This is a genomic window from Frisingicoccus sp. (genome assembly GCF_048388605.1).
In the GTDB taxonomy this organism is placed as follows: domain Bacteria; phylum Bacillota; class Clostridia; order Lachnospirales; family Lachnospiraceae; genus Frisingicoccus.
The window spans coordinates 45,748-58,877 of record NZ_DBGCTU010000035.1 but is presented as its reverse complement, the minus strand read 5'-3'; the positions used below and the strand labels follow the sequence as shown (position 1 = coordinate 58,877).

Below are 13,130 nucleotides of genomic sequence, written 5' to 3'. Positions count from 1 at the left end.
TCTTTATATTGCTCTTTCTAAACCATAGTAGGTCAACACCTCCAGATATGTCCTGACCGCCTTCTCGCTGCGGAGGTTCCTGGCATACTCATAAAGCCGATGACTCCCTCCGGAGCAAATGCCTCGACACTAAAAAAATCGTTCTCATCACCGGTATAGGAAAGGTTCTCATAGGTGCTGCGATTAATTCTCTTAAGTTCTCCACCTTCTTCGAGCCTACCAATTTTATAGTACGTGTATCCCAGTTCCTTCAGCTCGGCAATTGTTATGAATTTTTTATTTTCCGATATAACTGCCACCATCAATTTCCTTCTTTCCAATATCATATGCTCTGATTCATAAACCACAGACTTTCCTCCTATGTAAGTTCACAATCATCATACACAATTCTTATTAAAATTTTACCGTTTCGATCATTTCCTGATTTTTTTCTTTACATCTGCATAAGCCTCCTGAATGTATGATTGCAGTACCCCAAAAGTCTGCTCTGAAGGCTTCAATACGCATATCCAGGTTATCCGGGTACTTCGCCAAACAATTCAATAAAAGTTTCCTTCCGTATTCTCAGATTTACACGATAGACATCATTTACTTCATCTCCATTTTATATTTAGCGTCACACAAGCAGCCGGCTGCCCCTATCTGTTTTTTTCACCACAATTTTCTGCTCTATCTGTTCTTTTAGTTCGCTGACATGGGAAATAATTCCCACCAGTCGGTCAGTTCCGGCCAATTCGCTCAAAATGCGTATGGCCTGATTCCGGGCGTTTTCATCCAGACTTCCGAAACCTTCATCGATAAACAGTGTATCCACATGGATTTTTCCGGCTTCCTGCTGAATGACGTCCGCCATTCCCAGGGCCAGAGCCAGGGCCGCCATAAAGGATTCGCCGCCGGAAAGGGTCTTAACATCCCGAATGTTATCGTTGACCAGGCTGTACACATCCAAATCCAGCCCGGCCTCTCCCTGCCGCCCGAGGTTGTCCAGGCTGCGACATTCCAAAAGAAATTGATGACTGCTCATTCCAATCAAACGACGATTCGCCGCATCCACCATCTGCCGGAAATAACGGCGCTGCATATACGTCTGAAAATCAATTCGAGGCATTCCGGGCATCTGTCCGTTGGCTATTCGGCTCAAATGCCGAAGGCGGGCAAAATTTTCCTGTTCTTCGCCATAGTCCTTCAACAGCTTTTCCAGCCGATTGCAGGCCTTTTGATTCGTCTGCCGGACAGCATAAATATTTTTCTCCTGTTCCAACAGCTTTTCCCGGTTTTTTTCAAGCATATCCCTGTCTGTTTCTTCCGGCCAGCCGCCGGCTTCCAACATTGCTCTGTAAATTTTTCCGGCCTGAGCGGCTTCCGTTTCCGCCTGAAGCATCGTCTGCCGACGCTCGCCCAGGCGACCCTGTTTCCGTTGGAAATTTGCCGTCCGAGTTTCCACTGCTTCTTCGGCCATTTTCAAAACGTTTTTTAACTGATCCATTTCTTTTTTCAGGTTATTCATGCGCTGCTCCGCCTCTTTTTTTGAGAAGAAACTCATTTTCGATTGAAGAAGAATCATTCCCTCTGTGCGGCTTTTTTCTTCGGCTGCCAGGGACGCCTGCTGCTGTGCAAGATGCATATGTTTATCTCGCAACAATTCCTGTTTCTCTTCAAATTCCTTTAATTTCTCAGCGTTTTTTTCGAAACGGATATTTTCACTTTTTATCTGCTGCCATTGCTGTTTTGCCTGCTGCCATGCCTGCTGGCTGTGACGTCCCAGCTCAAATACTTTTTTCCAAAAACCACCCGTTTCAAACAGCTGTTCTGAATCCGCCATCAGATCTCCGGCTTCATGAAGAATTCCGCTTTTCAGTTCCGCGCCCTGTTCCGACAACTTCTGACAGTTTTTCCGCGCCTTTTCCACCGCTTTCTCCGCGGCTTCCCGTTCAGCCTTCGCCCTGTCAACCATTTGCCGGTCTATGATTTCTCCGCTCTCCGGATGGAGCGCCGGATGATGCAATGAGCCGCAGACCGGGCAGGGCTCACCTTCGACAAGCTTCTGTGCCATAAGTCCGGCCTGGGCGGCGATAAACTTTTCATAAATCAAATCATGGCGCTGAGACATTTTCTGATAATGCAAAATGCTTTCTTCCGCCTTTTTCTTTGCTGCCGCTTCTTCTGAAATGTATTTTTCCCACAGTGTTTTTTTATTCCAAAGCTGCTTTAACACTTCCATCGCTTCGCCGCAGTCTTTCAGCTTTTGCTCGGCCTGATTCAGCCGGACGCCGCTGTCCTGCAGATTCTCCTGCTCCCTCAACAATGTTTCCCGAAGCTGCCTTATTTCTTTTTCCTTCTTTTCTGTATTCGCCGCCGCTGCCCCACACTCACGAAGCCGCTCTCTGAGCTGTTTTAATTTTTTATCTTCCTCGGCCAATCGATCATATTCCGGCATTTCCCGGCTTAAAATTAACCACTGTTCCTGCTTTTTCGGCCATTCACTTTCATAGAGGGAACGCCGCTCTTCCAGTATTTTTCCGCTCTCCTCCATCTGCTGCCGAATTTGCGGCAATTCATCATTTAACCGCTTCATTTCAGCCAGAAACTGTTCTTTTCGAAGCTCTTTCGCTTCAAAATCCTTCCCGGCAGCCAGAGTCTGATCGACCTTCTCCAATGATTTTTTTAGATTCTTCTCAAAAGTCTCCAATTCCTCAATCATTGCTTTCAACAGATTCATCCACTCGCTGTTATCCACATCAGAAAAAGTTCCCTTTTCCTTCCATGCCTCCCGGTAGTCGCTTTCCGGAAGACACTGAACATTTTCCAGTTCATGCCGGCAGGTCTTCCGCACATCTTCCAATTCAAGATACATCTCTTTTTCCTGCTCCGCCAGGCTGTTCTGAATCTGCCAATAAATTTTTGTCGGAAAAATCCGGGAAAAGATTTCTTTACGTTCTTTAGAGCTTGCCAGTAAAAGTTTCATAAAATCGCCCTGAGAGATCATGGATACCTGGCTGAACTGGTTCATATCCATGCCGATAATTTCCACGATTTTCTGATCTGTTTCCTTCATTTTTCCCGGAAAAATTTTACCGTCAGGCATTGTCAGTTCCACTTTGGCGCTTTCTTTGGTCAGCGCATATTCCCCGGCCTTATTTTTTCTCCGGCTTCGCCGCTCCCATGTCGGATTCCGTCGAATCGTGTAGGTCTTTCCCATTTCACAAAAGGTAAATTCCACATAAGTCTCATCCGTATCCGAAGCATACTGGCTGCGCATCATATCGCCGTCCCGGCGCCGCCCGCTTGTCTGCCCGTACAGGGCATAGGAAATGCCGTCGAAAATCGTCGTTTTCCCGGCGCCCGTATCCCCGGTAATCAGAAAAAGCCCCTGCCTCATTTTTTCAAAATCCACACACTCGGTTCCGCCATAGGAACCAAAGGCGGAAAGTATTAATTTTAACGGTTTCATTCGCCATCCTCCGTCAATTGTTCAAATGTTTTTTCAAGCAGCAATTCTTCGGCCTCCGTCATCGAACATTTCCCCACATCTTCATAAAATGCCCGAAAGGCTTCCAGCGGCGTCAGATTTTCCTGTCTTTCCGAAGTAATTTCCAGCCGTTTCCGTGTTCGCGCGTTATCCACCCGGATTTCCAGAAGATAATCATAAACTTCCCGGAGCATCTCTTTCATCCGATACGGCTCGTTTTCATCGGTTACCGTCACACTGATAAAATCATGGCGGCGTTTCTCCTCCGCCATGTCCAGAATTTCTCTAAGCGTCCCCCGCTCGCTGCGGACATCCTGCTTTGCCTTCAGCGGAATCAGCTCGATTATCGGCTTTGTTCCCTTCTCTCCCAGCGTTACCATTGTGATGGATTTATGATGCCGTTCCTCGCTGACCGAATATTTTAATGGAGAACCCGCATATCGAATATGCGCCTCCTTAATCTTCTGAGGACCGTGAAGATGGCCGAGGGCCACATAATCAAAATCCCTTAAAACAGAAATATCGATACGGTCCAGGCCGCCGACGGATAAAAGCACCTGCTCCGAATCGCAGGTGGCCGTCTCCCATCCCGAACTCTGATAAAACTGATGGGACACAAGAATATTCCGCTGAGCAGAGTTCATATTTTCCCGCTCAAGCAGCGCCCGGACGGCGGTCTCATAATCCGGTATATCTATTTCGGGAAATAAGGTTCGCACAAATCCCGGCTTTGTGAAGGGCAAAAGATAAATATTCACCGGGCCACATTCATCCTCCAATACGACTTTTTTCAGATAGACGTTTTCCCTCTGGGGCGGCATGACCGATATATATATCTGATGCTTTTCCATAAAACTACTGGCATAATTCAACCGCTCCGGCGAATCGTGATTTCCGGCGATCATACAGATGGGAATGGCCGGGCGCAGCGCCGAAGCCTTATTTAAAAAGCTGTCGAATAAGCCGTAGGCCTCCCCCGACGGCATGGATTTATCAAAAATATCCCCCGCAATGAGCAATACATCCGGCCGGTATTCCTCCATTTTTTCCACGATCTGATTCAATATATCTTCCTGATTTTCTTTTAAATTATAATAGTTTAACTGTTTTCCGATATGTAAATCGGCAATATGAAATATTTTCAAAGTCAACCTCCTGCCGCAAAATATTAAAAGACATCCTTAAAATCTATTATAACTTTAAGGATGCCTTCTGTACAATGGCTTTATCGTCCTATTTATTCAAAATTTCAGTCAACATTTTATTGACGGTTCCCGGGTCGGCTTTGCCTTTCATCGCCTTCATCGTCTGCCCAACGAGAAATCCGATCGCTTTTTTCTTTCCGGCTTTATAGTCGGCCACCGACTGTGGATTTGCGGCGACAATGCCTTCGATGATCCCTTTGAGGGCGCCGTCGTCGGCCTCAATCTTCAGGCCCTTTTCTTCCACATAAACCTCCGGATCTACATTTTCGGCAAATACTTTCTCGAAAACTTCCTTCGCCGTTGTCCGGTTGATGGCGCCCTTCTCAATCAGGCCGATCAGTTTAGCCAGATTTTCCGGCGCAAAGGTCAGATCCGATGGCTCCATATCATTCTCTTTTAAGAGGCGCATGGTTTCCACCATAAGCCAGTTGGACACTTCCTTCGGCTTTTTGCCGAGGGCCACCGTCGCCTCAAAAATATCCGCCAGTTTTTTATGGGAAGTGATGATTTCCGCATCATACTGAGGAATATCGTATTCCTCCTTATAACGCTCCAGCTTTTCCGTCCGAAGCTCCGGCTGACGGCTTCGGATTTCTTCAATCCACTCATCACTGATGATGATCGGAACAAGGTCCGGCTCCGGGAAATAACGGTAATCCTGGGCATCCTCTTTGGAACGCATGGCGTAGGATGTTTCTTTGTTGTCATCCCACCGTCTTGTTTCCTGAATCACCGGTTTGCCCGCTTCCAGCAAGTCCATCTGCCGCTCCCGCTCGCCTTCAATGGCCCGGGCAATGGCTTTAAATGAATTCAGATTCTTCATCTCTGTCCGCGTTCCAAAGGCTTCCGCCCCCACCTCGCGAATGGACAGATTGACATCGGCCCGCATGGAACCCTCCTGGAGCTTACAATCGGAAGCTCCGAGATATTGAATGATCATTCGAAGTTTTTCCAGATAGGCGATGACTTCCTCCGCGGAACGCATATCCGGCTCGGATACAATTTCTATAAGAGGCACGCCGGAACGGTTGTAATCCACCAGAGAAGCATCCTCCCACTCATCATGAATAAGTTTTCCCGCATCCTCCTCCATATGGATTTCATGGATCCCGACAATTTTTTTGCCGCCGCTCTCCGTTTCAATCTCCACTCCGCCGTTTCGACAGATTGGCAGATAAAGCTGCGAAATCTGATAATTCTGCGGATTATCCGGATAAAAATAATTCTTCCGGTCAAATTTGCAATACTGGGTAATGGAGCAGTTCGTCGCCAGACCTACCGCAATGGCATATTCCACCACCTGCTTATTCAGCACCGGCAGAGACCCGGGCATTCCGGTACATACCGGGCAGGTGTGGGTGTTCGGCGCCCCTCCGAATTCCGTACTGCAGGAACAGAAGATTTTTGTTTTTGTTGCGAGTTCCACATGGACTTCCAGTCCAATGACGGTTTCATACTGTTTTGCCATTATTCTGCTCCTTTCCCGGCGGATGCCGCTGTGTCCTGATCGCAGGTTTTCCGGGCCGCAAGGGCCGGACGCTGATATGTTCTGGTCTTTTCAAAGGCATAGGCTGCCCGGATAATATTCTTTTCTTTAAAGCAATCCCCGATCATCTGCACGCCGATCGGCAGGCCCTTGCTGTCTGTGCCGCATGGCATGGATAAGCCCGGAAGCCCGGCCAGATTGACGGAAATCGTATATATGTCGCCCAGATACATCTTGATCGGATCACTGAGAGAATCCCCCAGCTTTGGGGCGGTAGTCGGCGCCGCCGGTCCAAGGATCACATCATATTTTTCAAAGGCTTTATCAAATGCCTGTTTGATCAAAGCCTTTGTCCGCAGGGCCTTCAGATAATAGGCATCATAATATCCGGAGCTGAGCACAAAGGAGCCCAGCATGATCCGCCGTTTGACCTCCGGCCCGAAGCCCTCGGAACGGCTCTTTTTATACATATTGTGGAGTCCCTCATATTCTTCTGTGCGGTAACCGTATTTCACACCGTCAAAACGGGCCAGATTGGAGCTGGCCTCCGCCGATGCAATGACATAATACGCCGGAATGGCATATTCCACCAGGCTCAGATCAAATTCTTCCACAATAGCGCCCTTTTCTTCCAGCGCCTTCGCTGCGGCGAGCACGGCGGTTTTGACTTCTTCATCCAGGCCCTCTCCGAAATAATCCCTCGGAATACCGATGCGAAGCCCCTTCACATCATCCACCAGCGCCGCTGTAAAATCATAATCCTCCCTCTGAACGGATGTGCTGTCCTTCGGATCATAGGAAGCGATGGCCTCCAGAATCGTCGCGCAATCCGTCACATCCTTTGCCACCGGCCCGATCTGATCCAGAGAGGAACCGTAGGCAATCAACCCATAACGGGAAACCGTGCCATAGGTCGGCTTGATTCCCACCACGCCGCAGAAGGAACTCGGCTGGCGGATCGAACCGCCCGTATCGGAACCGAGGGCATAGGGAACTTCCTCCGCCGCCACAGCGGTGCAGGAACCGCCGGAGGAACCGCCAGGCACATGGGCCGTATTCCACGGATTTTTCGTCACTCCGAAGGCGGATGTCTCCGTCGTACTTCCCATGGCAAATTCATCCATATTGGTTTTTCCGATGATCACCGCTCCGGCTCTCTCCAGATTCAGCACGGCCTCGGAGGTGTAAGTCGGCACAAAGTTATAGAGAATTTTTGAACTGCAGGTCGTCAGCAATCCCTCCGTACACATATTATCTTTAATCGCTACAGGGACACCGGCCAGCGGGCCTGTCAGTTCACCGGCATCGATCTTCGCCTGAACTTCTTCCGCTTTTTTTAAGGCTTTCTCCCTGTCTATCGTGACAAAGCTGTGAATCTGCCCCTCCACGGCATCAATCTGAGCAAGGGCAGCTTCCACACATTCTTTCACAGTCACTTCTTTATTTTTAATCTTTTTCCCCAGTTCCACTGCGGTCAACTGCATTAAATCCATGGTCTTCCTCCTACTCTACCGTCTTTGGCACCACAAAACTGCCGTCTTTTTCCCTCGGTGCATTTGCCAGAATCTTTTCACGGGTATCTCCGTTCACCACCACATCTTCCCGGAAGACATTATGTACCGGAAATACATGGGACATCGGTTCTACGCCGGAAGTATCCAACTCATTTAATTTATCAATATAATCCAGCATACTGCCCATATCCTTTTTCGCCTGCTCCTTTTCTTCCTCAGACAGTTCAAGCTTCGCCAGAATACCGACATATTCGATGGTTTCATCCGAAATTACATTTGCCATTCGTCCATCCTCCTATACAAAACAGGATTCCCGGAATTAAAAAATTCCGGGAAAGCCTTTTTTACTCATCTTTTTTATCTGTCTCCGACTGCTGCGCCGGACGTTCTTTCTTCTTTCCCCGCCGCTTACGGGCCGCCTTCCTGACAAGCGCCGTAACAATAATGATCACTACGGCAAGCACCACCAAATAAGGAATTGAGCTGAGAAGCCCGATGATAAAGCTGCTCAGTCCCCGTCCCAGGCCGTAAAGACTGTTCATAAAACCGCTTTGAATCTGTTTCCAGGCCGAATCTCTCTGACCGGCTGATACCACATCCACTTCCAGAACAGAAATATTCACCGTGCTGTAATTGATCAGATTATCATAAGTGTTCATCTGGCTTTGATAGGATTCCAGCTCATAGCGGACATCCGAAATTTTAGATTCTATTGCCAGAATATCTTCCATGGATGAGGCTTGTTCAAGCAGCTCGTTTAAACGGCTGAGTTCCGCTTCCAATGATGAAATCCGTCCAGCCACATCCACATATTCCAATGTAATATCCCTGACATTTTTAGACAGATTTGTAATATTGCCATTATCTCCGATCTTTGCGAGAAAGGCATCCAGCTGAGCCTCCGGGATCCGCGCCGTATACCAGGCAGTGCGCTGACTGCCCTCGGACAGATAGCTGCTGCCGCCTACGCTGGAATATTCCAGGTAGCCGCCAAATTCTTCCACTTCTTCCGCTAATTTTGAAGTAAAAGCATCAAAATCCTTTGTCTCCACATCCAGGCTGGCTTCATGAATCAACTTCCGCCCGCCCTCAGCCGCAGCCGTGTCCTCCGATAAAATAGAACTATTCCCGGTGCCGGACGCATCGCCGGCTTCCTCAGATTTCTGAAGACCGTCCGCCGCAACGGTGCCCTCATCAGCTGCTGCCGCACCGTCATAGCTGTAATTTGCCGCCGCATAATTGTTTGCGCCGTAGCTTACCGCCGACTGTTCGGTGACCTCCTCTTTTGTCGAAACACCTGCGCATGCCGTCATGAGCAGTATAAACATCAAAGATATTGCCAGAATAAAATATTTCCCCCGATTGTTTTTAACCATAAGACCTCCTGTCTATCCAAATAGCTCCATGACCATCTGAGCCGTCTCCACAATACTGGTTCCATTGCTCATACTGGTTTTCTGGAGATAACGATGCGCCTCCTCTTCCGTATATTTCTTCGCTTCCATCAATAAACTTTTTGCGTTTTCAATCAGGATGCGTTCTTCCCCCGAACGGCTTCTCGGCATCTCACGGCGTTTTTTTCGCCTGCGCATCATCGTTGTTTCCAAAAGCCCGATATTATTGATAAATGCCTGGGTTTTCATCGGCAATGTGATTTTTAAAACATCCTCCGATTCGACCTGCCCTAAGGCAGCCTGAGAACCCATGATAACCATTTCATAATATTCAGGCAAAAATTTATGCAGATGGAAATAATCCATATCACCCAAACGACAGCCGCAGATCACTATGCCATCCGAATCGATCATCTGATCTATGACATTGAGAACGGCTGCGCCGGTTGTACAAACCCCGACTACATTATACCCAAACCGTGTCAACAAATTTCGTATATTTGCCGCATCTGTCTGTTTCTTAAAGGCTACGATTATGCTGACCATTTCCATCACCTCGGTTTTGCTGTATGTCGGTTCTCATGTTTAAATACGATACAGGTATTCTTCGATTTCCCATTCAGTAACCTGTATACGATAGTTTTCCCATTCCTTATATTTCGCTTCTATATACTTCTCGCTGACATGTTCTCCCAATACATTGCGTACGAAAGCATCCTTCTCAAGTTCCCTGGTTGCCTCGCACAAGTCCTGCGGAAGACTTTCAATATGAAGCGCTTCCTTCTCATCCCTGGTCATTTCAAAAATATTCCTGTCAACCCTTGCCGGAGGAACAAGTTTTTTCTTAATTCCTTCCAGTCCGGCAGCCAGGCAGACAGCCAGCACGAGATACGGATTACATGCCGGATCCGGGCATCGCAGCTCCACACGAGTCGCTTCACCGCGGGCCGCAGGTACACGCACCAGCGGACTCCGGTTCATCACCGACCACGCAATATAAATCGGCGCCTCATATCCGGCTACAAGCCGTTTATAGGAATTTACCAAAGGATTGGTCAACGCCGTGATTCCCTTGGCATGGGCCAGAATACCGGCAATAAAATGATAAGCATCTTCGCTCAATTCCAGTTCACCTTCCGGGTTATAGAATATATTATGTCCATTTTTCTGCATAGACATGTTAATATGCATCCCTGAACCGGAAACACCGGATTTTGGCTTCGGCATAAAAGAAGCATGGAGACCGTGGCGCTTTGCAATCGATTTAATGACCAGCTTCAATGTCATAATATCATCCGCTGTCTGAAGGGCATCATTATGAGCAAAATCAATCTCATGCTGGGCGGAAGCCACTTCATGATGAGAGGCCTCAATTTCAAATCCCATATCCTCCAGGTTCAGCACCATATCCCGGCGGGCGTTTTCCCCCAGATCCACCGGTCCCAGATCAAAATAGCTGCCCTTCTCATGAGTAATCGTCGTCGGCATGCCGTTGTCATCCGTATGGAAAAGGAAAAATTCACATTCCGGGCCGACTTCAAAGGTATATCCCATATCTTTCGCCTGTTTAATGACTTTCTTTAAAATATATCTCGGGTCTCCCTCAAAAGGTTCCCCATTCGGACGATAGACATCGCAGATCAGACGGGCAACCTTTCCCTGCTGCGGACGCCACGGAAAAATCTGAAATGTATCCAGATCCGGATAAAGATACATATCCGATTCCTCAATCCGAACAAACCCCTCAATGGCCGAACCGTCAAACATACATTCATTATTCATCGCTCTTTCTATCTGACTGGCCGTGATCGCCACATTTTTTAAGGTCCCAAAGATATCTGTAAACTGCAAACGGATAAATTCAACGTCATTATCCTGAATCAAACGAATGATATCCTGTTTTGTATATCTCGACAATCCTATTCACTCCTTTTTTAAAAAAAGGCGTACTTATACAGTTAAGCACGCCTTTGTGTTATGGGCTAATCATATCAGTTATCCCCATATTTTGTCAATAGTCAACCTGAAATTTGACCTTATTATTAAAAGGCCGCATCACAAATTTCATGATACGGCCTTCTCTATTTCGGCTGCTGCTGTGTAATACAATGAATATTTCCGCCGCCATAAACGATTTCTCTGGTGTACACGCCAACCACTTTGTACTCCGGAAATATATTTTTCAACTGCTCCAACGCTAATTTATCATTCTCATCACCATACTGGGGTGCAATAATCCCTCCATTTGTAATAAGAAAATTAAGATAAGAGGCAATGCATAATTCCCCATCCCTGCGCGGAATGGTCCCCGCCCTGCGATCAATGGTATCCGCTCCTTCCATATAGACAGGATGCTTCGTAAGGCACAGCTTATGTACCTTCAGCTTCCGCCCTCTGGCATCCCTTGCCTCGGACAAATAGCTATAGGCGGCCCGGGCCTGTCTGTAAAACGGATGCTCTGAATCATCCGTATAAATACAGACCACCTCACCCGGCTTCACAAAGCAGGCCACATCGTCAATATGACCATTGGTTTCTTCCGGGTCGATTCCGTCTTTTACCCAGAGGACTTTCTCGCAGTTTAAATATTCGCACAGGTTTTCCTCAATTTCTTCTCTGGTAAGCCGGTTATTCCTGCCTTCGCTGAGCAGGCACATCTCTGTGGTGAGCACGGTGCCTTCCCCGTCTACATGAAAGGAACCGCCCTCTAAGATAAAATCGTCTCTCCGATATCGGTCTATATTTTCAATTTCACATATTTTCCCGGCAATCTGATCATCCGCGTCCCACGGAAAATACAGCCCGTCCACAAGGCCGCCCCAGGCATTAAAGGTCCAATCACAAGCCCTTTTTTCTCCCCTGCCATTAACCAGAAAAGAAGGGCCGCTGTCCCGGCACCAGGCGTCATTGCTGCTCATCTCGATCACACGAATATTCTCCGGCAAACGGGCTCTGCAATTTTCATATTGGGCAGAAGATACAAGCATCGTCACCGGGGTGAATTCCGAAATAGCTCTGGCCACATCGGCGTAAGCCTCCTGGGCCGGTTTTGCGCCAAGACGCCAGTTATCGGCTCTTTCCGGCCAGATCATCCACACCTTTTCCTGGGGAGCATATTCGCCCGGCATATAAAATCCATCCTGCTTCGGCGTCGAACCTTTTATAATTTTTGCCATAAAGACCGCCTTTCTTAAACCCCGTGGGTCATCAATATCTGATACAATTCCGGTCTCCGATCTCTGAAGATTCCCCACTCCCGTCGTTCCTCCGCAAGTGCGTCCAGATCAAAATCCGCGGTAATAACGCCCTCCGTCCGGCTGTCCGCCTGAACGACAATTTCTCCGTGATTGTCCGCGATAAATGATCCGCCGTAAAATGTCATGCCGGAATTTTCATCGTTTTCTGTACCGATCCGGTTTGAGGCAATGACCGGCATCATGTTTGCCGCTGCATGTCCGGCCATGGTATTGCGCCAATGGATGGAGGAATCCTTTTCCAGTGTCGGCTCCGAGCCTATCGCCGTCGGATAAAACAACATCTCAGCTCCAAGGAGCGCCATAGCCCTTGCGGCTTCCGGAAACCACTGGTCCCAGCATATGCCGACACCGATATTGCCATACCGTGTTTTCCACACTTTAAAGCCGGTATCCCCCGGCGTAAAATAAAATTTTTCGGCGTAGGGCAAACCATCAGGTATATGGCTTTTCCGATATATGCCAAGCACCGTTCCATCCGCATCGACCACTGCCACCGAATTAAAGGCCGTATTTCCCGCCTTTTCAAAAAAACTCACAGGCAAAACCACTTTAAGTTCCTTTGCAATCTTTTGGAAATGGCGAACCGCCGGATTTTCCGCCGCCGTCGTTGCCAGTTTCATATATTCAAACTTTTGAAGCTGGCAAAAATAAGGCGTTTCAAACAGTTCCTGGATTAAAACAATATCGGCTCCCTGCTCTGCCGCCCGACGCACCAGCCGTTCCGCCCGCTCCAGAGTTTCCTGCCGATTCCACGTACATTTCATCTGAGTTGCCGCCACCGTAACTTTCCTCATCGCCCTTCCTC

General features: G+C 48.1%; 11 protein-coding genes. All 11 read right to left on the bottom strand.

What is annotated here, in order from left to right:
• Positions 1 to 32 precede the first annotated feature (32 nt).
• Positions 33 to 347, bottom strand: a complete 315-nt coding sequence (locus tag ACMN7X_RS09175; RefSeq protein WP_418747164.1) for a type IV toxin-antitoxin system AbiEi family antitoxin domain-containing protein — start codon at positions 345 to 347, stop codon at positions 33 to 35.
• A gap of 269 nt (positions 348 to 616) precedes the next feature.
• The gene (locus ACMN7X_RS09170) at positions 617 to 3,451 is read right to left on the bottom strand and encodes an AAA family ATPase (protein WP_418747163.1); all 2,835 of its coding nucleotides are present in this window, start codon (positions 3,449 to 3,451) and stop codon (positions 617 to 619) included.
• Positions 3,448 to 4,614 (bottom strand): exonuclease SbcCD subunit D, encoded by a 1,167-nt coding sequence (locus ACMN7X_RS09165; RefSeq protein WP_418747162.1) that lies wholly within the window; start codon positions 4,612 to 4,614, stop codon positions 3,448 to 3,450. Before ACMN7X_RS09165 ends, ACMN7X_RS09170 begins: the two co-directional genes overlap by 4 nt.
• 88 nt (positions 4,615 to 4,702) lie before the next feature.
• Positions 4,703 to 6,142, bottom strand: a complete 1,440-nt coding sequence (gatB, locus tag ACMN7X_RS09160) for an Asp-tRNA(Asn)/Glu-tRNA(Gln) amidotransferase subunit GatB (RefSeq protein WP_418747161.1) — start codon at positions 6,140 to 6,142, stop codon at positions 4,703 to 4,705.
• Entirely contained in the window at positions 6,142 to 7,653 is a 1,512-nt protein-coding gene (gene gatA, locus ACMN7X_RS09155; protein WP_418747160.1) for an Asp-tRNA(Asn)/Glu-tRNA(Gln) amidotransferase subunit GatA, read from the bottom strand. Before gatA ends, gatB begins: the two co-directional genes overlap by 1 nt.
• A 10-nt stretch (positions 7,654 to 7,663) precedes the next feature.
• Positions 7,664 to 7,957: an Asp-tRNA(Asn)/Glu-tRNA(Gln) amidotransferase subunit GatC gene (gatC, locus tag ACMN7X_RS09150; protein WP_418747159.1), complete on the bottom strand. Its 294-nt coding sequence runs from the start codon at positions 7,955 to 7,957 to the stop codon at positions 7,664 to 7,666.
• Positions 7,958 to 8,018: 61 nt separating this feature from the next.
• Positions 8,019 to 9,050 (bottom strand): DUF4349 domain-containing protein, encoded by a 1,032-nt coding sequence (locus tag ACMN7X_RS09145; RefSeq protein ID WP_418747158.1) that lies wholly within the window; start codon positions 9,048 to 9,050, stop codon positions 8,019 to 8,021.
• A 12-nt stretch (positions 9,051 to 9,062) separates the two neighbouring features.
• Positions 9,063 to 9,614: an ANTAR domain-containing response regulator gene (locus ACMN7X_RS09140; RefSeq protein WP_418747157.1), complete on the bottom strand. Its 552-nt coding sequence runs from the start codon at positions 9,612 to 9,614 to the stop codon at positions 9,063 to 9,065.
• Between the two features lie 39 nt (positions 9,615 to 9,653).
• Positions 9,654 to 10,985: a type I glutamate--ammonia ligase gene (gene glnA / locus ACMN7X_RS09135; protein ID WP_418747156.1), complete on the bottom strand. Its 1,332-nt coding sequence runs from the start codon at positions 10,983 to 10,985 to the stop codon at positions 9,654 to 9,656.
• A 164-nt stretch (positions 10,986 to 11,149) separates the two neighbouring features.
• Positions 11,150 to 12,244 carry an agmatine deiminase gene (aguA, locus tag ACMN7X_RS09130; protein WP_418747155.1) on the bottom strand — a complete coding sequence of 365 codons (1,095 nt, stop codon included), beginning with the start codon at positions 12,242 to 12,244 and terminating at the stop codon, positions 11,150 to 11,152.
• 14 nt (positions 12,245 to 12,258) lie between these two features.
• Positions 12,259 to 13,119, bottom strand: a complete 861-nt coding sequence (gene aguB / locus ACMN7X_RS09125; protein ID WP_418747154.1) for an N-carbamoylputrescine amidase — start codon at positions 13,117 to 13,119, stop codon at positions 12,259 to 12,261.
• Positions 13,120 to 13,130: the final 11 nt, after the last annotated feature.